The organism is Microbacterium forte, from assembly GCF_031885415.1.
GTDB classification, from domain to species: domain Bacteria; phylum Actinomycetota; class Actinomycetes; order Actinomycetales; family Microbacteriaceae; genus Microbacterium; species Microbacterium forte.
Genome location: NZ_CP116871.1, coordinates 724,367 through 748,009 on the forward strand (window position 1 = coordinate 724,367; position 23,643 = coordinate 748,009).

A 23,643-nucleotide genomic window follows, 5' to 3' on the forward strand; every position below is an offset into this window, starting at 1 on the left:
TCGCCGTGAAGCATCGGGGTCAGTCTTTGGACTCATCACCGCCCCGGATCATAAGGAACCCTCCGGCGATCGCGGCAGCGAAGATCACGATGTCGGCAATGTTCCCGATGAACCAGTTCCCGTAGGCGAGGAAGTCAACGACGTGCCCCTGGGCGAATCCCGGATCCCGGAAGAGGCGGTCGCCTGCATGTGAGGCGGCAGCTCCACCGAGCGCGCCGACGATGACCGCCCACCCCAGGCGGCGAATCCGGAACGCGAACACGATCGCTGTGACGGTGGCTGCGACAGCGAGCAACGCGAACACCCAGGTGAAGCCCTCCCCGAACGAGAATGCCGCACCGGGGTTGTACGCGAGTTGCAGGCCAAGCAGGTCACCGATCAGCGGGATGCGCTCGCGCTCGGTGAGGGTCGCTTCGGCCCACGCTTTCGTCCCCTGATCGATCAGAACGACGACCAGCGCGATCAGGAGCGCTCCGCCGGTGAGCTGCCAACGCCGCGCGGACGGCAGCTGTCGCGCAACAGACGGCTGAGATTCTGCCTCGGACGATGTCATGCGAGGACCTCGATCAAGCGGACGATGACGCCGGATTCGATCAGGATGAACAGCCCAAGACCGATGAACACGGCCGGTACGAGCCAGTGCTCGACGCGCTCCAGTCCCTCGGTGACGGCCTTGTTGGTGCCGATCAGCCGCCCGGCGGCGCACCATACGGCGACGAGGATGAGGAACACGACGATCATGACGGCGACGTCGCCTGGCGTGCTGGTGCGGAAGATCGGCGTGTACAGGGAGATGTTGTCCGCACCGTTGGCGATCGTGATTCCCGCGACCCCCCATAGTCCAACCGCGGTGATCTTCGAGTCGTCATCATCGTCATCGCTGTTACGGCGCAGGCCGCGAATGAGCGTCCAGATGCCGATGCCGAGCGGGATCAGGCCGAGGAAGCCGACCCATTCGTCCGGGACGATGGTGAGGCCGAGCGCAGCGATCACACTGATTACGACGAGGGTGATGAAGCCGAGGTATTGACCTGCAACGATCTGCCATGGCCGGGGTTTTCCTCGGCTGGAGGCGAGGAACAGCACGGTGAGGACGACAATGTCGTCGATGTTGGTCGTGGCGAACAGGCCGATCGCTGACCCGATGGTGGCGAGCATCAGCTGGCCACCCGTGGTGTGCGGGTGCGGGCGGCACGTAGGCCGTTGAGGATCACGATGACCTCTGCGACCTCGTGCACCATGACGACGGCCGCGAGCCCAAGCACCCCGAAGAGTGCGAGCGGAAGCAGTGCGGTGATGATCAGCAGCGACAGGATGATGTTCTGGTTGATGATCCGGCGGCCCCGGCGGGCGTGGTCAAACGCCCGTGGGATGAGGCGGAGATCGTGACCGGTGAAGGCCACATCCGCGGATTCGATCGCCGCATCGGAGCCCGTGGCGCCCATAGCGATACCGACGTCCGCACCAGCAAGGGCTGGGGCATCGTTGATGCCGTCGCCGATCATTGCGACCGGCCCCGCCTTCGACAGCTCTCGAATCGCGGTCGCCTTGTCCTCAGGGCGCAGCTCGGCGCGCACGTCACTGATCCCGGCCTGCGCAGCCAGCGCATGAGCCGTGCGGGCGTTGTCGCCGGTGAGCATCGTCACACCAACGCCCTGACCTGTGAGTGTCCGGACGACCTCGGGGACTTCAGTGCGCAACTCGTCACGAACGCCGATCGCGGCGACCGGTGACCCGTCACAGTGGACGATCACGACGGTCATGCCCTGCTCCTCGAGAGCTACGACCCGGTTGCCGAGCTCGCCAGCGTCAAGCCAACGAGGACTTCCGACAGTGATTTTCGATCCGTCCGCGGTGCCGTCAATGCCATGGCCGGCCTGCTCGGTCACGTCTGCAGCTGCCGGAGTGCCCGGAGCGGCGGCGGTGATCGCGGCGGCGAGAGGATGCGTGCTGTGCTGCTCCAACGCGGCCGCCCAGGCCAGCGCCTGAGCCTCCGTCACACCATTGGTGGTGAGCACGGCGGTGACGGCGGGCTCGTTGCGGGTAAGGGTGCCGGTCTTGTCGACGGCGACGTGACGTACTGTGCCGAAGCGCTCGAAGACAGCGCCAGACTTGATGATCACGCCGAACTTACTTGCCGCACCGATCGCGGCGACGACCGTCAGCGGCACCGAAATTGCCAGTGCACACGGAGACGCCGCGACCAGCACAACGAGCGCGCGGGTTATCCATACCTCTGGATCTCCCAGCAGCGACCCGATGATCGCGACGAGCGCTGCGAGGATCAGCACACCGGGCACGAGCGGGCGGGCGATCTTGTCCGCGAGACGTGCACGCTCGCCCTTCTCGGTCTGCGCCTTCTCGACCAGCTCCACGATCGTGGTGAGCGAGTTGTCGGTGCCCGCAGCGGTCGTTTCGACCTCCAGCGCGCCGGCGCTGTTGATCGCACCGGCCGACACCGCATCGCCGGGCTCGACCTCGACGGGGATCGACTCCCCGGTGATCGCCGAGGTGTCCAGGCTGGAGCGGCCAGAACGGACGATCCCGTCGGTTGCGATCCGCTCGCCGGGACGGACCACCATGACCTGGCCGACCGTCAGCTCTCTCGCGGGCACCTGCGCAGAGACGCCGTTCTGCAGCACGGTCGCTGTCTCCGGCACGAGCTTCAGCAGCGCCCTCAGCCCGCCCCGGGCACGGTCCATCGCTTTGTCCTCGAGCGCCTCAGCAATCGAGTACAAGAACGCCAGAGCCGCAGCCTCCTCCACGTAGCCGAGGATGACCGCGCCGATCGCGCTGATCGTCATCAGCAGCCCGATACCGAGCTTGCCCTTGAACAGTTTCCGGATCGCGCCGGGCGTGAACGTCGACGCACCGAGGAGCAGACCGGCCCAGAACAACACCAGCGCCGGGATCTCGAGGCCGGACCATTCAAGGATCAGACCGGCCAGGAATGCGACACCGGAGAAGACCGGCACCATGATCCCACGGTCCCTCCACCAGGGCCGCACAACCTCTTCGGTCTCATCCTCCGCCGCAGTGGCAGGCTGGGCAGGCTCGTGCTCGCAGCCACACGCCGCGCTCACGCGTCCGCCCCCGTCCCACAGCAGCCAGCCACCGTGCACGCAGAGTCCACGCACGGCGCGTGCTCATCGACCGCCAGCGTCACGTCCACGAGCGCGACGAGCGCAGCCGTAAGATGCGGGTCGGCGATCTCGTAACGAGTCTGGCGACCCTCCGGCTCGGCAACGACAATCCCGCAGTCACGCAGGCAGGTGAGATGGTTCGACACGTTCGAACGCGTCAGCTCCAGCTCACGAGAGAGCACAGCCGGGTAGCTCGGTCCACCGAGCAGAGACATTAGGATTCGGGAACGCGTGGGATCGGCCATGGCCCGGCCGAGCCGGTTCATGACATCGAGGCGTGAGGAAATAGTCAGCACACACTGAACTATACAGTGATTGATGACCTATTGGAACGGCTTCACCCCAGGCGACATCTCTGGGGCCTGGGTGTAAGTACATCCGGCTCACACCCCACCGAATACGCCTACCGAAACCCGCTTACGGCGCACGTTTCTGGCATTCGATCTGGTGTGCCTTCACTCACCGCGCCGCAAACGATCGTTTTCGGCAGACCGATCGACTATGGGCCGAGGCCTCCAACGCGGTGCATCCGTCTCTCTTTAGAGCTGACCGAGCAGTTGCACGAACTCGTCGGCCATGGCGAGCTGCTCCGTGAGTTTCTGGCGACGCTGGTCGGCGCCGTCGCGGATGTCATCGATCCGGGCGCGCAACGCCACGTCGCTCGGGTCGACGGTGAGGGCGTCGACGACGTCGAGGAGTTCGCGCATCTCGTCGAGGGTGTATCCCAACGGTTTCATTCTGCGGATGATGAGGATGCGATCGACATCTTTCTCGGTGTAAAGCCGGAACCCGCCCTCCGTGCGCGCGGACGGCTGCACGAGCCCCACGTCGTCCCAGTGTCGAAGCGAGCGGAACGAGAGCGCCGTGCGCTCGGCCACTTCGCCGATCCGCATCGTCTCGACGGTCCTGTGTTCGTCTTCCACTGATTTCCCCACAACACTCACGTTACGTTAGAGTCTAGATCGGCGCGGCTCTCGCGCCCGCTCCCCTTATCTTTCCGTGTCGGCCTGACCGACGCCTGCGCACCGCTGCGCTCCCATTCGTTTCCCGCGCTCTCACGAGAGAGCCCAGCACCCGGAGGGCACATGACTGCCGTCACCCCCACCCGCGACTCCGCGTCGCGTTACCGCATCGAACCCACCGTCATGCAGGCGCTGCGCAGCCCGCGCCTTTTGACCCGTGAAGTCCTCGCGGGCCTCGTCGTCGCCCTTGCCCTGATCCCGGAGGCGATCGCGTTCTCGATCATCGCGGGCGTCGACCCCCGAGTCGGCCTGTTCTCGTCCTTCATCATGGCCGTCGCGATCGCGTTCCTCGGCGGACGCCCTGCCATGATCACCGCGGCCACCGGAGCAATCGCGCTCGTCATCGCGCCCGTCGCTCGTGAGTACGGCATGGACTACTTCATCGCCACGGTCCTGCTCGGTGGACTCATCCAGATCGTCCTCGCGTTGCTCGGGGTCGCCAAGCTGATGCGGTTCATCCCGCGCTCGGTGATGGTCGGGTTCGTGAACGCTCTGGCGATCTTGATCTTCACTTCGCAGTTTCCGCAGCTCATCGGCGTTCCCTGGCTGGTCTACCCGCTCGTCGCGGTCGGCCTGCTGGTGATGTATCTCATGCCGCGGATCACGAAGGTGATCCCGGCGCCACTCGTCGCGATCGTGCTGCTCACCGCGGCAGTCGTGGTCTTCGCGTGGAACGTGCCGAACGTGGGCGATCAGGGAGAACTTCCCGAGAGCTTGCCGGCGCTGTTCATTCCGAATGTGCCGCTCACCTTCGAGACGCTGCAGATCATCGCTCCCTACGCGCTGGCTATGGCCGTGGTCGGCCTGCTCGAGTCGCTCATGACCGCGAAGCTCGTTGACGACATCACCGACACCCACTCCCGCAAGACCCGCGAGGCACTTGGACAGGGCGCCGCGAACGTTCTCTCCGGCGCGTTCGGCGGCATGGGTGGCTGCGCGATGATCGGCCAGACCATGATCAACGTCAAAGCCTCCGGCGCACGCACCCGGATCTCGACCTTCCTCGCCGGCGTCTTCCTGCTGGTCCTCGTGCTCGCGCTCGGCGACGTGGTGGCGATCATTCCCATGGCAGCGCTCGTCGCCGTCATGATCCTCGTCTCGATTGCGACTTTCGACTGGCACAGCATCCGCCTGAGCACGCTCAAGCGCATGCCGAAGAGCGAGACCGCCGTCATGCTCATCACCGTCATCGCCACCGTCTGGACCCACAACCTCGCCGTTGGCGTCATCCTCGGAGTCGTGGCCGCGATGATCATGTTCGCCCGACGCGTCGCACACTTCGTCAGCGTCACCCGCACCCTCAGTGACGACGGCGACACAGCGCATTACGCCGTCGATGGAGAACTCTTCTTCGCCTCCAGCAACGACCTCACCACCCAGTTCGAGTACGGCGACGACCCCGACACGGTAGTCATCGACATGAGTCACTCCCACGTCTGGGACGCTTCCACCGTGGCCGCCCTCGACGCCATCGTCACCAAGTACGAAAACCACGGGAAGACCGTCACCATCCAAGGCCTGAACGACACCGCAGCAGCGTTCCACGGCCGCCTCACCGGAAACCTCGGCGCCGGGCACTGAGTCACGATTCACGCAAGAAGAAGGGGCGGCCTCGGGTCGCCCCTTCTTCGTCATCCACCGACGCCGCCGCTCCTCGACCCTCAAGCTCGGCATCGAGCGCGAGGCTCGGCCCTCCAGCGCGCCGAAACAGTCTGCCGAAACCGGCTTCCGGTGCACGTTTGCGGCACCCCTCGCAGAGCAGAATACGAAATCACGCCGTAAACGATCGTTTTCGGCACTCCACAACTACGGAGTATGCCCTTCGTCAGATGAGACCCACCGTAGGCTCAGAGGATGAGCACGGGTCAGGTGTTGCGCATCCCGTTCGAGTCGAAGGGGTTTGCAGGCGTCGTCACTGTAGACACGGTGACGAGCACGAACATTTCGCAGACTGGGCTGAACGCCCTTCTGAACGATGTGCCACACGAACGGCTCATCGGCTACCCGATCATGACGGCAACCGTTGAGCATGCCGGCTCCGGCTACAACGCTGTGTTCGCCTGGGTTCAGTTCGTGGAGATGACCCCCGCAGATGAATCGCCCTCGACAGCGTTCTTGGACAATATGCCGAGCCTGAACCAGCAGGGTCCTTTCAGTTCGCTTGGGTTTCTGCCGACGCTGTTTGACGCCCCCGCGAATCCCAACGCGCCAGACCTTCAATGGCGCGCCCATTCATATCTTGTCCGGTTCTCTGTTTACGAACCGCGAGTGATCACGCCGATTGCAGCGTTCCAATGGGGGTACGACCTATGCGCGGGAAAGCCCAGCGTCGTACATGCGACCCCTCTTCCCTGGCAAGACATGCTGCGCTGGACGAGCTCGCTGCCTGACTCGTTAGGCGGTTGGGACGTTAACGTAGCTCCCGACGCTGACTAGTGGCGAGCTCCTAGCGTCGCTGTCACCCGCACGCTCAGCCGAAAACCTCTGCCGCTTGGTGGTTACGCCGCGCGTTTTCGGCAGGCCTTCCGTTGCACACGCCAGGATCGCGCCGTAAACGATCGATTTCGGCTGCGATCGCGGCTATTCTCCGGGGGATCCCGTTGAACCACATCTCCGACATTTCTCGAGCTTCGGAGTGAGAGAGTGAGAGCGTGGAGATGAGGCGGAAGGGCAGAGCGGGCGCGATGTTCCTCTGCGCAATCGTGGCGACGACAACATTCACAGGATGCGCTGTCGAATACCATGGCTATCCCAGCGGAATAGATGGTGTGCTCTGGCGACAAGTCGCATCCTTCGAAGATCCTCTATCCCAGCGTCTCTACAGTCCCCCAGTTGATGGTCCGACGGCTTACCTCGACACCCTTCCTGGCGCACGGTGGGATGGCGACGCCCTCTCAGCGGCTGAGTTCGAGATCGAGCAGGGTGGCATCGTCCTCTACAACATCTCTTCGACGGATGCCTTCGCTCACGTCTCGGTGTTCATCGCCTCAGGACCACGACCGGCCATCCCGACCGATGATGGCTATGCCTACAACGGGCCAAGCGAGGTTTACACCTGCTACGACGTGAGGGCCGATTTTCGCTCGCAGCCAATGCCGTCAGCAGAACGAGACATCCTCACGAAGTGTCCAACACCCCTCGTGGAACTCTTAGCCGAGGATGCCGCATTTGCTAGTGGTGAGGTGTTCGACGGGTAGGCATCGACTTTTTCCGTCCGCCGGCGATCAACGGGAGCTGCCGAAAGCGCCTGCCGAAACGCGCTTCCGGCGAACGTTAGTGGCACCCTCGAAAGCGCACGACACCTGACCTCACCGTAAACGATCGTTTTCGGTGGGCTAAGGCGAGCAGGTTTGAACAGTCGGGGCGGGCATCTGGCGACCCCGCCCCGACTGTGCATCGCGAGGCAGTGCTCGAGCGATGCGGTGGCGTGCTGTGCACGCAGGTACGTGCTCGTGGGGGCGAGCACGTACGTCTCAGGGCTGCACGACGGGGAGGCCTGTCGTGGCGGCGGCGTCTTCCAGGGAGCCGAGGTTGAGGAGGTCGGTGAAGCCGGCCTGCTTCATCAGGTCGATGGCGACTCCTGCCCGGTTACCTGAACGGCAGTAGACGAGGTAGGTGGCTTCGGGGTCAAGGTCCGGCAGCGCAGCTTGGAGGTCGCCGCCCGTGACGTCGAGCAGGAGGGCGCCGTCGAGGTGGCCGGTGGCGCGCTCGGCGGGGGTGCGCACGTCGATGATGACCGCGTCGGGGCCGAGGTCAGCCTGTGGTGTGGGTGTGCTGGCGCAGGAGGTGAGCGTGAGTGCGGTGATGACGGCGAGGGTGGTGAGGGTTAGGCGGCCCATGTGCGTCCTTTCGTTGTGAGGGAGCGAGAGTGTCAGCGGTCGCAGGCGCCGTTGGCGCAGTGGCGGGTGGGCTGCCTACTGAAGCGTTGGTGCAGGGCACATCCCGCGCACCACCCGAGGGTGGCTTCTAGGAGCAGGACTGTGAAGCAGACTCCGCAGAGCCCGAGAGTCACGGGTAGCGGGACCATTCCAGCGCTCATCGTCACGCACGAGATAGCAGCGAGACCGAGGGCGAGCCACCAGGCGAAGACCTTCTGCGGCGCGCCCACCCAGTGCCGACGGCGGCGGCGTGTCAGAGCACGGCCGAGGGCGAGAGTGAGGGACAGCCGGTCGCTGATGAGTACGCGCGTCGTCATGTCGAGGAGGAAGAACATGCCGAACATCTGCAGCGGCCTGATGCTGTCGGAGGCGAGCGTGATGGTAAGGGCGGTGATGCCTATGGCGAGGAGGATGCCGGCGGCGATGCGGACGGCGTGCTCGTCGAGGACGGGCACCTCGTATCCGTCGACGTGTTCCCCGGTGCGGGGCGCGGTGTCGGTCGCGTGAGGCATGGGCTTCTTTCTGGTGGTGGTCAGGCGGAGAGCGTCTGAATGATGAGGGTGGCGAGCATGGTCAGCCCCACGGCCAGCACCAGAACCCCGAACCCGGTCCGGATGCCGGCAGCCGGGAGGCGATGCGACAGTGCCAGACCGATGAAGGATCCAGCGACGGCGAGCGCGGTGAAGGTGAGGACGATGGGCCAGTGGATGGCCACGGTCGTGATCTGGGTGAGGAAGCCGGCGGACGAGTTCACGGCGACGACTAGCAGCGATGTCCCCACTGCAGCGGCGATGGGCTGGCCGAGGAAGGTGAGGGCGGGGACGATGAGGAACCCGCCGCCTGCTCCCAGTGCCCCTGTGAGGACTCCCACGCCGAGTCCCGTAGCTGTCGTTCGGATTCCACGGACGACCGGCCGCGTCGGAGGGCGCGCCGCGCGTCCTCGTCGCGGCCGCATCATGGCGATCGCTGTGACGATCATGATCGCCGCGAACAGAACGGTGAGCACGGTTTCTGGTAGCAGCTGACCAACCATCCCGCCACCGATTCCCCCGATCAAGCCGGTCGCCGCGAAGACGCCGGCGACTTTCCAGCGCACCTCGCGTCGGCGCACACGGAAGGCGGCGGAGACGGCGCTGGTGATAGCGACGACGAAGAGAGAGGAGACGATCGTCTCCCTCGTTCCGATGCCCAGGACGAGGGAGAAGATGGGGAAAGTGAGGATGGAGCCCCCGCCGCCGAGGAGCCCGAGTGCGACACCGACAAGGGCCGCGAGAGTCATCGCGAGGATGATGGAGGTGTCCACTCGAGCTCCTCGGCCGCTCAGGCGGCCGTCGGCCGAGACGGCGTCGCGGCGAGCCAGGCGTTGTAGCTGCCTTCGATCTCGATGACGTCGAGGCCGGCCCGGCGCAGGGCGCTGGCGGCGACGCTGTTGCGGACGCCGCTCTGGCAGTAGGTGAGGATCTTGCCGGCGGGCAGTTCGTCGGTGTGCCAGAGGGCCCGACCACCGGAGAGCTGCGCGGCGCCGGGGATGTGCCCGGCGTTGTACTCGGTACGGTTTCGCACGTCGAGGAGGAGCGCCGCGTCGACCTGGTCCAGGTCGGTGGGGGCGATCGTCTTGGGCTGCACCGTGGGGAGGCCATCGAGTGTGGTGATGAACCCGTCGACCTGATCGATGCCGACCCGCAGCAGATGATCCCGGAACCGGGCCGCGGCGTCCCCCGAGTCGATGATGAGGACGAGCGGCCGCGTCTCGGTGTCGGGGTCGTAGACCCAGGCGCCGTAGCTGGCTGCTTTCGCGACTCCGGGCACGTTCAGCGCGCCCTGAACAGTGCCCTCGTGCACGAGGGAGTGGTGGCGGGTGTCGACCATGATGACCCGGTCGGCGTCGATGTCGGCGTCAAGATCGAAGACGCTGCGCTCGAGGAGCGGAGGAAGTTCGCCCAGCACGGCCGGTCCGACGCGGTTCTGCCGCTTCATTCGTGCGAAGTAGGCGTGTGCGTCGGGCTGATCGTTCAACAGCGTGTCGATGAATCCCTGCTCATCGCCGGCCTCGAGGTAGGGAGCCCACCAGGCGAAACGCCGCTCGTATCCGACTGTCGAGCTTGGGACGGCGCCGAGCGCCTTGCCGCAGGCGGACCCCGACCCGTGCGCGGGGAGCACCTGCACGTAGTCGGGCAGGGTGAGGAAGTGGTCGCGGAGGCTCGCGAATAGATCCCGTGCGCCGTCGAAGCGGGTGTCGATGCCGCCTGCGGCCTCGTCCAGCAGGTCCGGGCGTCCGACGTCCCCGACGAACACGAAGTCACCGGTGAGGACATAGCCCGGCTCGGAGGTCGTGGCGCCGTCGATGACGAGGAAGGACAGGTGCTCGGGGGTGTGCCCGGGAGTGTGGACCGCCTCGACCGTGATGTTGCCGACCGTGATGCGGTGACCGTGCATTATCCGGGTGGCGTCTTGGAACCCGACACCGTACTGCCAGTCCGGGCCGCCCTCGCCGGAGACATACATCGTCGCCCCGGTACGGGCTGCGAGCTCGCGGGTGCCGGAGAGGTAGTCGGCGTGGATGTGGGTCTCGGTGACCGCGGTGATGGTCATGCTGTTCTTCGCGGCGAGGTCGAGGTAGACCTGGATGTCGCGGCGCGGGTCGACGACGATCGCTTCACCGGTGCGCTGGCAGCCGATGATGTAGCTGGCGTGGGCGAGGTCGTCGTCGTAGAGGCGTTCGAGGAGCATAAGGGTCTCCGTCGCTTTCTTCTGGGTCAGTGCGTGCAAGTGCAGCGCTGGGATACGGGGACGCCCGCGAGGGCTTGTTCGATGTGCTGGCCGCAGCCGTCCCAGGTGGGCTTGCCGCAGGAGGAGCAGGTGATTCGTGCGCACATGGTGCCAGGTCCTTTCAGGGGGTAGCGGTGTTGGCGAGCTGGCGGCGGACGTCGTCCATGTCCAGTTCGCGGGCCTTCTCGATGAGCAGCTCGAGCTGCGGTTCGGCAAGAGCTCCCGGCTGCCGGTAGACCAGGACGCCGTCGCGGACGACCATCAGGGTCGGAATCGAGGTGATGCGGTGGGCGGAGGCCAGAGCGGTCTCGGCCTCGGTGTCGACCTTCCCGAAGAGGATGTCGGGGTGCCTGTCGGATGCTGCATCGAATACCGGGGCGAAGGCCCGGCAGGGTCCACACCACTCAGCCCAGAAGTCGATCAGCGCGATGCCCTCGGCGTGGGTGAGCTGTTCGAAGTTCCCGGTGGTCAGTTCAACAGTTGCCATCGCCGATCACCGTCCGAACAGGCGGGCGAAGAAGCCACCCCGCTGAGACTGGGCGGCCTGGACTTCGGCACGGGTATGGCTGCCATTGCACCAGTCGGATGCGGGCACGGATTTCCGCACGGATGCGACGTGCTGACCGCACCCGGTCCAGGTCGTCTTTCCACAGGTGTGGCACTTCGTTGCTCTGCACATACACTGATCTCCTTGCTCGGCGATACCCCGGGGAGTATCAGTTCATGTGAATACGATACCCCAGGGGGTATAGTGGTTGTCAACTCGACGGAAGGACCACCCATGACCGACACCCTCGTCACCGGCGACCCGCTCGTCCACGACCCCGAAGCCAAGCGCAAAGTCGTCAACCGCCTCAAGCGAGCTCAGGGCCAGCTGGCGGCGGTCATTACGGCCGTCGAGGACGACGCGCACTGCCGCGACGTCGTGCAGCAGCTCTCCGCCGTCTCGAAGGCCCTCGACCGGGCCGGATTCCTCGTGATCTCGACCGCGCTGCGGGAATGCCTCACCGATCCGGACGCCGACGACGTCACCTCCCCCGCCGAGTTGGAGAAGCTCTTCCTCTCCCTGGCCTGAACCGGTCAGGCCCGCTCCTCGGGGCCCTCGCCTGGTGACCTGGGAGGAGTTCGACGATTCCCGTGTCGAACACCGTTAGTCTTCCCAGGGCGCTGTTCGCATGGGACCGGCGCTGAACAATGATGTGTTGAAGCATTCACAGTGATGCCAGATGAGGAGCGGTGCTTCGTGCTTTTGACGAGTCTTCCCAGCCCCCCACCGTCGTGGGCACAGTTCACCCTCGGGCCGCTCACAATCCACACCTACGCGCTGTGCATCATCGCCGGGATCATCGCCGCCGTGATCATCACCCAACGACGCCTGTCGGCACGAGGCGCGGAGGACGGCGTGGTTGTCGACATCGTCATCTGGGCTGTCCCGATCGGCATCATCGGAGCCCGGTTCTATCACGTGTTCACCCACGTCGGGGACTACTTCTATCCGGGCGCGAACCTCGGGAACATCTTCGCCATCTGGGACGGCGGCAACGCCCTCTACGGGTCCCTCCTGGGCGGCGCTGTCGGTGCGTACATCGGCTGCCGACGAACCGGTATCCGGCTGTGGTCCTTCGCCGACGCTCTCGCGCCCGCGATGCTCATCGCGCAGTCCATGGGTCGGATCGGCAACTACTTCAACCACGAACTCTTCGGGCTGCCCACCACGCTGCCGTGGGGGCTCGAGATCCTGCCGACGGACACCATGTTCCCGGACGGCCTCCCGGCCGGAACGCTGTTCCACCCGCTGTTCCTGTACGAGATCATCTGGAACCTGATCGGCGTGGCGATCATCCTCCTCCTCGAGCGCAGATACCGGTTCCGGTGGGGACGAACCTTCGCCCTCTATATGATCTGGTACGGCCTCGGACGCAGCTGGCTCGAGGCCATCAGGATCGACCCCACCAGCGACGCCCTGTTCGGCATCCCCGCGAACGTCTGGGCATCCGTCGTCGTCGTCGCCCTCGGCATCGCGCTATTCGTCGTCCAGGGGCGACGACACCCCGAACCCGAACCCTCCGTGTACCAAGAAGGACGCGCGCCAGCGGTGGAACATCAGCCCAGCAGCGCAGACGAGAGCTGAACGCCACCCACACCTCCAGCTGTCAGCTAGTTCTGTCTAAGCGATCACGGACACAACGCCTCTTGACGTGGTGCGCCGAAAATCCCTGCCGAGAGGGGTTTCCGAAGATCGTTTGTGGCGCCTCATAAGGAGCCACCGGGCCAGTGACGCCAAAACGATCGTTTCTGGTGTGACGGACGACGGCATGCGGAAGATCATCCGGGTTACCCGACCCGGTTTGCGCCGGGCGTACGCTGATGGTCTCGATCGCGGAAGACGGGACGACGACCATGGGCGACTCGGCACAGGGGCCACGCGGTTCGCTGCTCTATGTTGAAGATGATGCGGAGATCGCTGCGCTGACCGTCGAAGTGCTGGAAGAGGTGTACGACGTCGAGCATGCCGCGGACGGCGAGACCGCGCTCCGGCTCGCGCTGAGCAGGCGATACGACGCCATGGTGGTCGATCGACGCCTCCCCGGCATGGACGGCGTCGATTTCATCTGTGCCGTGCGTACCGCGCACATCACGACGCCGGTCCTGATGCTGACCGCGCTCGGCACCGTGGACGATCGTGTCACCGGTCTCGACGGCGGAGCGAACGACTACCTGGTGAAGCCGTTCGATTACGACGAGCTGCTGGCGCGCCTTCGGGCGCTGCGACGCGCGTTCAGGGCTGATGGGGTACGTCGACGCCTCGGCGAGTGGGTTTTCACGCCGGACGCCCAGGCCGCGTACGATCCATCTGGAATCCGAGTGGCGCTGACGGCGACGGAGAGCGCGCTCCTGGAGCTGTTGAGCACCAGCCCCGAGCACGTGTTCAGTCGGGACGAGATCCTCCGCGCCGTGTTCCATGAAGGAGATACGACGAGTTCGGTGGACACGTACGTGCACTATGTGCGGCGCAAGACGTCCCCCGACATGATCGAGACCGTCCGCGCACGCGGCTACCGCGCGGGAACACCGTCATGAGCGACGCCGATAATCGACGCGTGCGTCGCGCAGCGCTATCCATCGGACTCTGGGTCGGAGTCTCGTCGGGTGTGATCGTCGCGATCGGCATCGGCGTGCTGATCGCGGTGGTGCTCTCAACGTCGCGCCGCGAAGGCGAGGAGCACGGCGGCGGCTGGTTCGGCGGTCCCGCCGGAACGCGGGACGACTTCATCGTCGACATCGACGTGATCGTTCCGGCCGTGATCATCATCGGAGTGATCGGCGTGGTGCTGCTCGGGGTTGTCGCCGCGGTCGCCGCTCGACGATCGGTCCGCCCGCTCGGGGAGGCGCTGCGTCGGCAGCGAAACTTCGTGGCCGACGCGAGCCACGAACTGCGTACGCCGCTGACGGCGCTGACGAGCCGTATCCAGGTGTTGCAACGCCGTCATGACCGAGGCGAGGACCTCGGAGCGGGTCTCACCAACCTCCGGCGCGATGCGGACATGATGGCCGACGTGCTCAACGACCTGCTCATCGCCGCGGAAGGAGAATCGTTCGCCGACGGGAACGCGGACGTCGCGACAGCGGCGGCGACAGCGGTCGCAGCGATGACGACGAGCGAGAAGCGCTCCGAGGTCTCGCTCGCGATCACCGTGGATCAGGAGGTGAAGGCGCAGCTGCCGGAAGTCACGCTCGTCCGCATCCTGGTCGCGCTGCTCGACAACGCCGTGCAGCACTCCCCGGCGCGAGGTACCGTCTCGATCCGCATCGCGCGGGACGCCCGCAACGTGACGGTGCGCGTCATCGACGAGGGCTCCGGGATCGAAGGCATCTCGCCCGAGCAGGTCTTCGAGCGCTTCGCGCGTCCGCGCGAGAGTGGGCGCCCTCGCAGCTTCGGTCTCGGACTCTCACTCGTGCGAGATGTCGCTCGCCGTGCCGGAGGGTCCATCGAGGTCGAACGGTCGACAGCATCCGGCACGACTTTCCTGCTCACACTGCCGGCTCATCCCTGAACGAGTGCGTCTCCTCCGATCGGATGCGAACCGACCGTCGTCGTCTGCACGTCCACCATCGTCGTGCCGAGCCAGCGGGTCACGCGACGATCAGCATCGACGACGATGCCGGTGCGCGACCCCGCAGCCGCGATCCACGAGCGGTTCGCCGGGCCGGCCACCACGGCAGCGGTCGCCCAGACGTCCGCTTGCGTGAGACCGTCGGTCACGATCGTGGCCGACGCGGTGCCTGTCGCGGGCCTACCGGTGCGCGGATCGAGGATATGATGCCCGCGCTCCGCCGTCCCTGAGGTCGCCACCGCACCGTTCACCACGTCGACCACCGCGATCAACTGACCGCGGTCGTGCGGGTCGGCGATTCCCACCGGCCATCGCCAGTCGGCTCCCTCGGCTGTGAACAGCTGCAGGTCTCCTCCGGCGTTGATGCCGACCGCGGTCGCGGCAGCCAGCAGCGGCTCGAGGTGCCGACGGCCCGCAGCTTCCACCGCCCAGCCCTTGACGTATCCCGTCGGGTCGAACCTTCCCCGCCACCGGGCGGAGACCAGGCCGCCAGTCTCCTCTTCGGCGCGTTCGCAGGCATCCGCGACCAGCGCCACCCTGCTGTCAGCGTCGGCGATGGAGAGTTCACCGCGACGGATGCGGCTGATGTCGGAATCAGTGCGATATGTCGAGAAGACCCGGTCGATGTCACGCAGTTCGTCGAAGCATGCTCGCACTGCCCGGTCGGCGCCCTCGTCGGTCATTTCCCCCGGAGCAATCAGATGGATGCTCATCGGAATGCCCATGATCTCCTCGACCCAGACCCGCGTCACCTCATTCGCGGTACGCATCAGCTCTGCGCCTGGTCGATCGCGCTCTGCAGCGACGAGAGGTAGCCACCGCTCGTGTATGTGGCACCGGACACCATCTGGATCTTCGAGCTCTGCGCCTGGATCGTCTCCGAGACGAGCCTCGGGATCGCGGTGCCGTTGATCTGCCGGTCCCGACCGTTGCTGTTCGGGTAATCGACCGCCTGTGCGTCCGTGATCTGTCCACCGGAGACGGTTATCTGCACCTGCACCGGCCCGTAGCGGGTCTGCGATGATGCGCCGGTGTAGGTTCCGTCGGCGAGGCCGGTGCCAGACATGGTTCCCGAGTTCGTCGATGTGGTTCCCGAGCCGCTCGCGCCGGTCTCGGCGGTCGTCAATGAACTGCCCGCTGTCGCCGCACTGGCGTCGGTCGGGGTGACCGCCTCCAGAGACGTTCGGTAGCTGAACAGCAGCACGAGTCCGCTGACGGTCGCGAGCAGCGTGTAGAGGATCTTCTTCATGGCCGTCTCCCTGCTCAGATCGTGAACGATTCGGAATGGATGCGATGGGCGGGGAACCCGGCGCCAACCAGGTCGCGCCTGAGGTCTTTCATCCAGGCCTCACCGCCACAGATGAACACGTCGTGGTCCTTCGGCTCCGGCACGAGATGGCGGAGGAGATCTGCGCCCGACCACGCCTCGTGCGTGGCAGGGATCCAGCTCGACGCGCCGGAAGATCGCGGGCCGATGAACGGCAGGTAGCTCAGGCCACGGGTACTGATGAGGTGAGCGATGGCCTCCTGCCGAAGAGCGTCCTCGGCCGCGGACTCCCGGGTGATAAGCATCGCTTCTCCCGGTCCGTAGCCTTCCGTCTCGAGCAGCGAGACGAGCGGTGCGACCCCGGCGCCTGCGCCGATCATAAGCAGCTTCGTCCCGGTCCTGCGCTCACCGGTCATCTCCCCGTATGGTCCTTCCACGATGACCCTGGTGCCAGGGAGCAGCGCGGTGAGGCGTCGCGTGCCGTCGCCCAGCACACGGGCAGTCAACGTCAGCTCGCTTCCCGGCGCAGCGGAGAGCGAGAACGGGTGCGCGCGAGTCCAGCCTGGTCCATCGAGGAACCGCCAGACGAAGAACTGACCAGCCCTGGCACCGAGCGTCGCGAGGTCGCGACCGGTGACCCGGATGGTGACGCCCCGAGCACCGTCCGCCTCGACCCCCGCCACCCGCAGGGCCCGACGAGTGGACCGCAGCAGCGGCATCCCGATGCGGAAGAGCAGTACCGATCCTGCGGAGAGCGCCCAGATCGACCACCAGTAGACGGTCGCGATCGGTGAGGACAGGAAGTCGGCGCCCGTCCACAGCTGGTGCGGCAGCGCGAGCCCGACGCCCAGGTACGCGTACAGGTGCAGGAGGTGCCAGGACTCGTACCGCAGGTGCCGACGAGCACGCCGGATCGAGGTGACGACCACGAGCAGGATCAGCAGAGTGCCGGCAGTCGCCAGGAGCATGCCGGGGTATTCCCAGATGAAGCTCCACAGCTGGACGAGCGGGTTGATGCCGGCAGCCATCGCGTAGCCCACCGCGAGCAGTGCGATGTGCGCGCCCATCAACCAGAACGACCAGAATCCGACGAAGCGATGCAGCCGCGTGATCCCGTCGCGACCGAATCCGCGCTCGAACAGCGGGACGCGCGCCATCAGCAGCACCTGATAGAGCAGCAGATTCGCCGCGACCAACCCGGTGAGGCGTCCGAGCGTCGTGACGGTCTCGGCGTTGACTCCCAGGACTGCGGTCACTCCACCACAGGCGATCCACAAAGCGACGACGAACAGGCTGGTCGCCCAGATCACCGTGATCGCCGCTGCACGCCAGACCCGCGCGCGGCCATGGGCTGCCCGCCGTGGCTCAGGGGAAGCGGCGGGGACGGAAGCACGCGGTCTCGTCGTCAGAGTGGTCATAGGGGAATCGTGCTGCGCCGACTCTGAGACAGGTCTAAGGAACGGCTCCCGATAGGCAACTCATATCTGTCTCTCAGGCAACGCCACTCGTCCCGAGCAGCGTACCGATCGCGAACGTGACCACCAGCGCGATCGCCCCACCGAGCACCACCCTGATCGTGGGCCTCAGCGCGGGGTTCCCGCCGATCCTCGCGCTCAGGAATCCGGTCAGCGCGAGCGCCAGCAGCACCACCGCGAAAGCGACCGGCACCCGGATCTCGGGAGGCGGGAGCAGTATCGCCAAGAGCGGAAGCAGCGCTCCGAGTGCGAAGGCAAGTGCGGAGGCCCCCGCCGCCGCCCACGGACTGACCACCTGATTCTCCGTGATGCCTAGTTCCGCTTCGAGGTGCGCGGTCAGCGGGTCGTGCGCGGTGAGCTCCTCCGCAACGAGGCGTGCGGTCGCCGGGCTAAGACCTTTCGCCTGATAGATGCCCGCCAGCTCCTCGAGCTCGGTCGCAGGATTATCGGCCAGCTCTCCTCGTTCCTTCTCGATCAGAGCCCGTTGGCTGTCTCGCTGGCTGCTCACCGACACGTACTCCCCGAGCGCCATCGAGATCGCACCGCCGACGAGACCGGCGACACCCGCGGCGAGCAGCGTCGCGGAATCGGTCGTCGCCCCCGCGACACCGACGACGAGCGACGCGACCGACACGATGCCGTCGTTCGCGCCGAGCACTCCGGCTCTGAGCCAGTTGAGCCGCCCAGCGAGATCGCCGCGGTGGGGTTCACCCGGATGCGTCGCCAACATCATCGCCCCGTTCTTTCTCCCGGCGCGGCTATGGAAGGCACATCCCGACGTAGGTCGAGCTCTGCGTGCGCGGAATGCCACTTCGTGAGAGGTCGAGTCATCGGACAAGAGTACGCCCGCCACAAACGCGCCCTCCGCAGCTCGACCGCTAGCAAGTCCGGTCGCGGCACCAACCGAAGGCCCATGCCAGAACGGGGTTCCGGCTCCCGTTAGCGGCGACCGCCCCGGCAACCAAGTGATACCGCGCCGGAAACGATCGTTTTCGGTGGGCCTCCGACCGCGAGCTTCTCATCAACGCTGACCCTGGTGAGACTGGACGTGAACACCCCTCGTGAGCCTCAACGCCGATCGTGGCCGGACAGTGATCGATCTTCAGGTCTGCGTCTCATCGATCGATCGCTCAGTGCGACGGTTCCGCGCCGAGCACCGTCAGGGGACCTTCCTCGGCGGTCGGGGGTTCGAAGTGGTCGAAGTAGTCTGCCGCGACGTCGTTGGAAAGCGCATAGTCGTCCGCGTGCTCGTGGCTCCGTGCCGCGAGTCGTCCCAGTGCGACTGCCCTTGGCGTCGCGAGATAGATCGTCTCAGGCACTACTCCAAGCGGGCGCAGCAAGTTCCGATAGATGAGACGGGCACGCTTGGACCAGAACGAGAAGTCGAGTACCACGTCTTGGTCAGCCGCGACGAGCGCGATGAGGCGGGCGCGGAGCTCCTGCTCGATCTCTTCATGCACATCGCTCGGCAGGGGCATCGTCCGGATGCCCCTGCGCCAGGCTTCCTGGTCGAATGAAAGACGAACCATGCCTTCCGCTTCCAGTCGCCTCGCAACGGTCGACTTTCCGGATCCCGCCGGCCCGCACATCAAAACAACTCTGATCATCACTCCGACGATAGCCCCGCCCGCTCTGGCAACGATCATTTACGGTAGACGCGAAGGTCAAACCGGGCGTAGTGAGGCAGCCGCTCCCCGCCACGTCTCGATGGCAACTCGTGTTTCAGGCGCGATGCACGATTCGCTAAATCAGGCTTCGAGATCCAAGTTCCCGTACATGTCGCGAAACGCGGATTCTGCGGCGTGGCCGAATCGGCCAAGGATTTGCTGTCGTTCTTCGACCTCAATAGATCGTTCGTGCAGCTCAGCCATCGCGTCCGCGTTCGAGAATGACTTGAGGTAGTCGGCGACGGCGGCATCGTCGGTGACATCGACCGCCCTCAGGAGTACGGCGGCGACGAGGCCGGTTCGATCCCACCCTGCCGAGCAGTGGAAGAGGATCGCTCCATCATCGGCGTCAGCGATCGCGTTCAGTACAAGCGCGAGTCTGTCTGGAAGCGCCTGGAGGTGCGCGAGATAGTAGAGGGGCGTGCCCCACCGGCCATCCTCTTCATACTGCTTCCAGAAGTCCGTCTCATCGCTGCTGTCAAGATCTACGTGGATGCGCTTGACCGCCGGGGGGACTTGTCCCGTCGACTCATCTGGTCGACGAAGGTCGATCACGGTGCGTACTCCGTGGGCGTGAATTGCTTGCCACCCCTCCGAGTCGACTCGTTCCAGCCTCTCCGAGCGAATAAACACGCCCGAGGGTGTCACGGTTCCATCTGTGCGCTCTAGACCGCCGAGGTCTCGCACATTGGCGAGACCATCGATGCGGAGCGTGGGTTTCATGTTTGCCAGTCTTGCCGAAAACCCTTGCCGAACCGGGGTTGTGGCAAACGTTAGCGGCAGTGATTCCCTGGCCCGAGGAGTGACAGCGCCGGAAACGATCGTTTACGGCAGGCGCACGAGTTCTCGTCGGACTCGCACCGCTAGAGCTACCAGTCACGCGGGAATGCACACGACTGGCCTTGAGTTGGATACCCCCAGGGGGTATGTTTTAATCATGAACGGGTACACCGACAACAAGGCTGATCTGCGTAAGCGGTTGAGTCGCGTCGAGGGTCAGGTGCGAGGGATCGCACGGATGGTCGACGAAGACAAGTACTGCATCGACATCCTCACGCAGGTTTCTGCAGCGACGAAAGCGCTCGAAACGGTGGCGTTGTCGCTGCTGAGCGATCATCTGAGTCATTGCGTCGCCGAGGCCAGCGCTGAGGGCGGCGAAGTCGCGGCAGAGAAGGTCCGCGAGGCTAACGAAGCCATTGCCCGCCTGGTCCGTTCATGACCGCCACGTCTGTCTACTTGAAGGAGCACACGATGACTGATCGCATTGAACTTGGCCTGAAGGACGAGAACGCTGGCTGCGCGTGCTGTGCCGTTCCATCGAACACCGAGGCATCCACACCCACTGCGGCCTCGTCTTCCTCGGAAGAGGTTTTGGTTGCGGGTATGACGTGCTCGCATTGCGTGTCGAGCGTCAGTGAAGAACTGGCGGCTGTGGACGGTGTCGAGTCCGTCGACGTCGACTTGAACGCCGGCGGCATCTCCCGCGTGACTATCCACAGCGCAGCACCGGTCGATCCTGCTGCTGTGAGGGCTGCGGTCGAAGAGGCCGGGTATACCCTCGCGACCAGCCAGGCCTGAGTCGCTAACTGTCTGCACCCGGGCTCAACCGGGCGCATCTGAGTAAGGAGTTCCGATGAGCCAGCATGAAGAACATAGCCATCGCGCCGCACACGAGAACCACGGCAGCGCGCCGACAACGGAGCATGACCACGCGGCGATGAGCCACGATCACGACGCTTCGCCAGAACATGGCGGCCATGGTGGGCACGGCGGACATGGTGGGCACGGTGATCATGTGGGACAGTTCCGGCGGTTGTTCTGGATCATGCTGATCCTCGCGGTCCCGGTCGTCGGGTTCTCGATGATGTTCTCGATGCTGCTCGGATACCCACTGCCAGACACCGCCTGGGTCGGGTGGATCTCCCCGGTTCTCGGAACCGTCATGTATGTGTGGGGCGGTGCCCCGTTCCTCACCGGCGCGGTGAGTGAGCTTCGCGCCCGCAAGCCCGGCATGATGCTGCTGATCGCCCTCGCGATCACGGTCGCATTCCTCGCATCATGGGGCGCGAGCCTGGGCCTGCTGCACCACGAACTGGACTTCTGGTGGGAGCTGGCCCTGCTGATCGTGATCATGCTGCTCGGTCACTGGATCGAGATGCGCTCTCTCGCGCAGACCACCTCGGCACTGGATTCCCTTGCCGCTCTGCTGCCCGATGAGGCGGAGAAGGTAGAGGGCGACACGACAACCACTGTCGCGCCTGCTGACTTGCTGGTGGGGGATGTCGTGGTGGTGCGCCCCGGCGGGCGGGTCCCCGCGGACGGGCGGATCGTGCAGGGCTCGGCGAGCATGGACGAGTCGATGATCACTGGCGAGTCCCGGCCGGTGCGCCGTAGCGACGGCGATCAGGTGATCGCCGGCACGGTCGCGACCGATTCTGGTGTGCGGGTGGAGATCACTGCGATCGGTGAGGACACTGCTCTGGCGGGGATTCAGAAGCTGGTGACCGAGGCGCAGAGTTCGTCGTCGCGGGCGCAACGGCTCGCTGACAAAGCTGCCGGGTGGTTGTTCTGGTTCGCGCTCGGCGCTGCCGCGATCACCGCGATCGTCTGGACGGTTGTCGGCATGCCCGACGCCGCGGTGATCCGCACGATCACCGTGCTCGTGATCGCGTGCCCGCACGCTCTGGGCCTGGCGATCCCGCTCGTTGTGTCGATCGCGACGGAGCGGGCGGCTCGTGGGGGTGTGCTGATCAAGGATCGTCTCGCGCTGGAAAGCATGCGCACCGTCGACACCGTCTTGTTCGACAAGACCGGCACTCTCACCAAGGGCACCCCCGCCGTCACCGCGATCGACCCCGTTTCCGGCACCGATTCCGACCAGCTGTTGGCCTGGGCCGCTGCCGCGGAAGCCGACTCCGAGCACCCCCTCGCTCGCGCGATCGTCAACGCGGCGAAGGAGAAGAACCTCACGGCCCCTGCCTCGTCCGACTTCGAGTCCTCGCCGGCGGTCGGGGTCCGTGCGCGTGTCGATGGACACATCGTGCAAGTCGGTGGACCGTACATGCTCGAGCAGGAGAACGCCCACGAGCTGCCGGTTGCCGACGAGTGGCGCAATGAGGGTGCGATCATCCTCCACGTCCTCGTCGACGGCAAGGTCGCGGGCGCACTGCGATTGGCAGACGAGATCCGCTCCGAGTCGCGTCACGCCGTCGAGGCCCTCCACGAGCGGGGTGTACAGGTGGTCATGATCACCGGTGATGCCGACGCGGTGGCCGCCTCCGTGGCGGGCGAGCTGGGTATCGACCGGTACTTCGCCGGGGTGCGACCGGAGGACAAGGCCTCGAAGGTGAAAGAACTGCAGGGCGAGGGCCGCAAGGTCGCGATGGTCGGAGACGGTGTGAACGACGCCCCTGCGCTCGCGCAAGCGGATGTCGGTATCGCGATCGGCGCGGGCACGGATGTCGCGATCGCCTCCGCGGGGGTCATCCTCGCCAGCGACGACCCCCGGTCGGTGCTGTCGGTGATCGAACTGTCACGGGCCAGCTACCGGAAGATGAAGCAGAACCTCTGGTGGGCCGCCGGCTACAACCTGCTCTCCGTCCCGCTCGCGGCCGGCGTGCTCGCCCCCATCGGGTTCGTGCTCCCGATGTCCGTGGGGGCCGTGCTGATGTCCCTGTCGACCATCGTCGTCGCGCTCAACGCGCAGCTGCTGCGCCGGCTGGATCTCCGCCCGGACGCAGTAGCGGGTAAGTAGCAAGAAACGGTCAGGGTGACGGACGTAGGCTGAGGAGAACGGGAGGTGGGTATGTCGCTGATCAACGTCGCACAACGGGTGCGGGGACCGCGCACGCTCACCCATACCGTCGTGGCCGTCCTCGCGGTCGCGGTGGGCGTCATCGCGGGTCTGCTGGCGATGCACTCCTTCAACTCGCACGCGACAACTGCCGGCCACCACGACACCGTCGCTGTCAGCACGCAGGCCGATGTATCTGCCCATCACCACGACACGTCCGAAGCCGCCGCCGTGCAGGACTCACCGCAAGTGGATGCGGGATGCGCGACGTGTGGGGGCGGGGACCCGATGACGTGGATGGCGTGCGTCCTCGCGCTCCTGGTCGGCACGATCCTGCTTGGGCGGATCGGGCTCGGCTGGCGGCACGCGACACTGATCGCAATACTTACGGCCGCGACCATACGCTGGCCCGCCCGTGCCCACGCCCTTCCGCCACCGCCTTCTCTCACGGTTCTCTGCATCAGTCGCACGTGATGGCGCGCTAGCCCGCTCTGCGGGCACGCACCCCTGGCAC

General features: G+C 65.6%; 29 protein-coding genes. 11 read left to right on the forward strand and 18 right to left on the reverse strand.

Annotation, left to right across the window (positions count from 1 at the left end):
• Positions 1-19: 19 nt before the first annotated feature.
• The 5 genes from OB895_RS03630 to OB895_RS03650 all read right to left on the reverse strand — a co-directional run bounded on the left by OB895_RS03630 (position 20) and on the right by OB895_RS03650 (position 4,036).
• Positions 20-553 (reverse strand): signal peptidase II, encoded by a 534-nt coding sequence (locus tag OB895_RS03630; protein ID WP_141880416.1) that lies wholly within the window; start codon positions 551-553, stop codon positions 20-22.
• Entirely contained in the window at positions 550-1,158 is a 609-nt protein-coding gene (locus OB895_RS03635) for a cadmium resistance transporter (protein ID WP_311879144.1), read from the reverse strand. Before OB895_RS03635 ends, OB895_RS03630 begins: the two co-directional genes overlap by 4 nt.
• The gene (locus OB895_RS03640; RefSeq protein ID WP_221625364.1) at positions 1,158-3,083 is read right to left on the reverse strand and encodes a heavy metal translocating P-type ATPase; all 1,926 of its coding nucleotides are present in this window, start codon (positions 3,081-3,083) and stop codon (positions 1,158-1,160) included. Before OB895_RS03640 ends, OB895_RS03635 begins: the two co-directional genes overlap by 1 nt.
• On the reverse strand, positions 3,080-3,439 hold the full coding sequence (gene cmtR, locus OB895_RS03645; protein ID WP_036275916.1) for a Cd(II)/Pb(II)-sensing metalloregulatory transcriptional regulator CmtR: 360 nt from the start codon (positions 3,437-3,439) through the stop codon (positions 3,080-3,082). The genes OB895_RS03640 and cmtR overlap by 4 nt, the downstream gene beginning before the upstream one ends.
• A 243-nt stretch (positions 3,440-3,682) precedes the next feature.
• The gene (locus OB895_RS03650; protein WP_042538356.1) at positions 3,683-4,036 is read right to left on the reverse strand and encodes a MerR family transcriptional regulator; all 354 of its coding nucleotides are present in this window, start codon (positions 4,034-4,036) and stop codon (positions 3,683-3,685) included.
• 192 nt (positions 4,037-4,228) lie between these two features.
• On the opposite strand from OB895_RS03650, the gene OB895_RS03655 reads away from it, so the two are divergent.
• The 3 genes from OB895_RS03655 (at position 4,229) to OB895_RS03665 (ending at position 7,362) form a co-directional block, all read left to right on the forward strand.
• Complete coding sequence (locus OB895_RS03655) at positions 4,229-5,746, forward strand: SulP family inorganic anion transporter (protein WP_042538242.1); 1,518 nt, start codon at positions 4,229-4,231, stop codon at positions 5,744-5,746.
• A 273-nt stretch (positions 5,747-6,019) separates the two neighbouring features.
• On the forward strand, positions 6,020-6,601 hold the full coding sequence (locus OB895_RS03660) for a hypothetical protein (protein ID WP_042538244.1): 582 nt from the start codon (positions 6,020-6,022) through the stop codon (positions 6,599-6,601).
• 215 nt (positions 6,602-6,816) lie between these two features.
• A complete protein-coding gene (locus tag OB895_RS03665; protein WP_136057006.1) occupies positions 6,817-7,362 on the forward strand; it encodes a hypothetical protein in 546 nt (181 codons plus the stop codon).
• A gap of 276 nt (positions 7,363-7,638) precedes the next feature.
• Here the strand turns inward: OB895_RS03665 and OB895_RS03670 are convergent, their stop codons facing one another.
• From OB895_RS03670 to OB895_RS18270, 7 genes are read right to left on the reverse strand one after another with little or no spacing between them, the layout of a single operon-like run.
• The gene (locus OB895_RS03670; RefSeq protein WP_042538246.1) at positions 7,639-8,004 is read right to left on the reverse strand and encodes a rhodanese-like domain-containing protein; all 366 of its coding nucleotides are present in this window, start codon (positions 8,002-8,004) and stop codon (positions 7,639-7,641) included.
• Between the two features lie 32 nt (positions 8,005-8,036).
• A complete protein-coding gene (locus OB895_RS03675; RefSeq protein ID WP_042538248.1) occupies positions 8,037-8,555 on the reverse strand; it encodes a DUF4395 domain-containing protein in 519 nt (172 codons plus the stop codon).
• Between the two features lie 20 nt (positions 8,556-8,575).
• On the reverse strand, positions 8,576-9,346 hold the full coding sequence (locus tag OB895_RS03680; RefSeq protein WP_136057005.1) for a sulfite exporter TauE/SafE family protein: 771 nt from the start codon (positions 9,344-9,346) through the stop codon (positions 8,576-8,578).
• 17 nt (positions 9,347-9,363) lie between these two features.
• Positions 9,364-10,773 carry an MBL fold metallo-hydrolase gene (locus OB895_RS03685; protein WP_042538252.1) on the reverse strand — a complete coding sequence of 470 codons (1,410 nt, stop codon included), beginning with the start codon at positions 10,771-10,773 and terminating at the stop codon, positions 9,364-9,366.
• A gap of 26 nt (positions 10,774-10,799) precedes the next feature.
• On the reverse strand, positions 10,800-10,919 hold the full coding sequence (locus OB895_RS18265; RefSeq protein WP_488181021.1) for a DUF8730 family Cys-rich protein: 120 nt from the start codon (positions 10,917-10,919) through the stop codon (positions 10,800-10,802).
• A gap of 14 nt (positions 10,920-10,933) precedes the next feature.
• A complete protein-coding gene (locus OB895_RS03690) occupies positions 10,934-11,299 on the reverse strand; it encodes a thioredoxin family protein (RefSeq protein WP_042538256.1) in 366 nt (121 codons plus the stop codon).
• Between the two features lie 6 nt (positions 11,300-11,305).
• A complete protein-coding gene (locus tag OB895_RS18270; protein ID WP_074731942.1) occupies positions 11,306-11,491 on the reverse strand; it encodes a DUF8730 family Cys-rich protein in 186 nt (61 codons plus the stop codon).
• A 102-nt stretch (positions 11,492-11,593) separates the two neighbouring features.
• Here OB895_RS18270 and OB895_RS03700 point away from each other — a divergent pair, with 102 nt between their 5' ends.
• The 4 genes from OB895_RS03700 to OB895_RS03715 all read left to right on the forward strand — a co-directional run bounded on the left by OB895_RS03700 (position 11,594) and on the right by OB895_RS03715 (position 14,867).
• Complete coding sequence (locus tag OB895_RS03700) at positions 11,594-11,887, forward strand: metal-sensitive transcriptional regulator (RefSeq protein WP_042538258.1); 294 nt, start codon at positions 11,594-11,596, stop codon at positions 11,885-11,887.
• Positions 11,888-12,031: 144 nt separating this feature from the next.
• Complete coding sequence (gene lgt, locus OB895_RS03705; RefSeq protein WP_042538259.1) at positions 12,032-12,943, forward strand: prolipoprotein diacylglyceryl transferase; 912 nt, start codon at positions 12,032-12,034, stop codon at positions 12,941-12,943.
• Between the two features lie 236 nt (positions 12,944-13,179).
• Positions 13,180-13,893: a response regulator transcription factor gene (locus tag OB895_RS03710; protein ID WP_228385636.1), complete on the forward strand. Its 714-nt coding sequence runs from the start codon at positions 13,180-13,182 to the stop codon at positions 13,891-13,893.
• Positions 13,890-14,867 (forward strand): sensor histidine kinase, encoded by a 978-nt coding sequence (locus OB895_RS03715; protein WP_042538261.1) that lies wholly within the window; start codon positions 13,890-13,892, stop codon positions 14,865-14,867. Before OB895_RS03710 ends, OB895_RS03715 begins: the two co-directional genes overlap by 4 nt.
• On the opposite strand, the gene OB895_RS03720 is transcribed toward OB895_RS03715, so the two are convergent.
• The 6 genes from OB895_RS03720 to OB895_RS03745 all read right to left on the reverse strand — a co-directional run bounded on the left by OB895_RS03720 (position 14,858) and on the right by OB895_RS03745 (position 20,059).
• On the reverse strand, positions 14,858-15,697 hold the full coding sequence (locus OB895_RS03720; protein ID WP_052492863.1) for an FAD:protein FMN transferase: 840 nt from the start codon (positions 15,695-15,697) through the stop codon (positions 14,858-14,860). The two genes, OB895_RS03715 and OB895_RS03720, sit on opposite strands and share 10 nt — an antisense overlap.
• Positions 15,697-16,176 carry an FMN-binding protein gene (locus OB895_RS03725; RefSeq protein ID WP_042538263.1) on the reverse strand — a complete coding sequence of 160 codons (480 nt, stop codon included), beginning with the start codon at positions 16,174-16,176 and terminating at the stop codon, positions 15,697-15,699. The genes OB895_RS03720 and OB895_RS03725 overlap by 1 nt, the downstream gene beginning before the upstream one ends.
• A 14-nt stretch (positions 16,177-16,190) precedes the next feature.
• Positions 16,191-17,612, reverse strand: coding sequence for a ferredoxin reductase family protein (locus OB895_RS03730; protein ID WP_042538265.1), 1,422 nt, complete (start codon positions 17,610-17,612; stop codon positions 16,191-16,193).
• A 73-nt stretch (positions 17,613-17,685) separates the two neighbouring features.
• Positions 17,686-18,402 (reverse strand): VIT1/CCC1 transporter family protein, encoded by a 717-nt coding sequence (locus tag OB895_RS03735; RefSeq protein ID WP_136042897.1) that lies wholly within the window; start codon positions 18,400-18,402, stop codon positions 17,686-17,688.
• 397 nt (positions 18,403-18,799) lie between these two features.
• On the reverse strand, positions 18,800-19,315 hold the full coding sequence (locus OB895_RS03740) for a P-loop nucleotide/nucleoside kinase family protein (protein ID WP_227991645.1): 516 nt from the start codon (positions 19,313-19,315) through the stop codon (positions 18,800-18,802).
• Between the two features lie 102 nt (positions 19,316-19,417).
• Complete coding sequence (locus OB895_RS03745; RefSeq protein WP_311879172.1) at positions 19,418-20,059, reverse strand: tyrosine-protein phosphatase; 642 nt, start codon at positions 20,057-20,059, stop codon at positions 19,418-19,420.
• A 214-nt stretch (positions 20,060-20,273) separates the two neighbouring features.
• Here OB895_RS03745 and OB895_RS03750 point away from each other — a divergent pair, with 214 nt between their 5' ends.
• Genes OB895_RS03750 through OB895_RS03765 form a run of 4 tightly spaced genes read left to right on the forward strand, consistent with a single transcriptional unit; the run spans position 20,274 to position 23,603 of the window.
• Positions 20,274-20,555 (forward strand): metal-sensitive transcriptional regulator, encoded by a 282-nt coding sequence (locus OB895_RS03750; protein ID WP_129172372.1) that lies wholly within the window; start codon positions 20,274-20,276, stop codon positions 20,553-20,555.
• Between the two features lie 32 nt (positions 20,556-20,587).
• Entirely contained in the window at positions 20,588-20,914 is a 327-nt protein-coding gene (locus tag OB895_RS03755) for a heavy-metal-associated domain-containing protein (protein ID WP_311879176.1), read from the forward strand.
• Positions 20,915-20,969: 55 nt separating this feature from the next.
• Positions 20,970-23,090 (forward strand): heavy metal translocating P-type ATPase, encoded by a 2,121-nt coding sequence (locus OB895_RS03760; protein ID WP_311879178.1) that lies wholly within the window; start codon positions 20,970-20,972, stop codon positions 23,088-23,090.
• A 51-nt stretch (positions 23,091-23,141) separates the two neighbouring features.
• Positions 23,142-23,603: a DUF6153 family protein gene (locus OB895_RS03765; protein ID WP_311879180.1), complete on the forward strand. Its 462-nt coding sequence runs from the start codon at positions 23,142-23,144 to the stop codon at positions 23,601-23,603.
• Positions 23,604-23,643 lie beyond the last annotated feature (40 nt).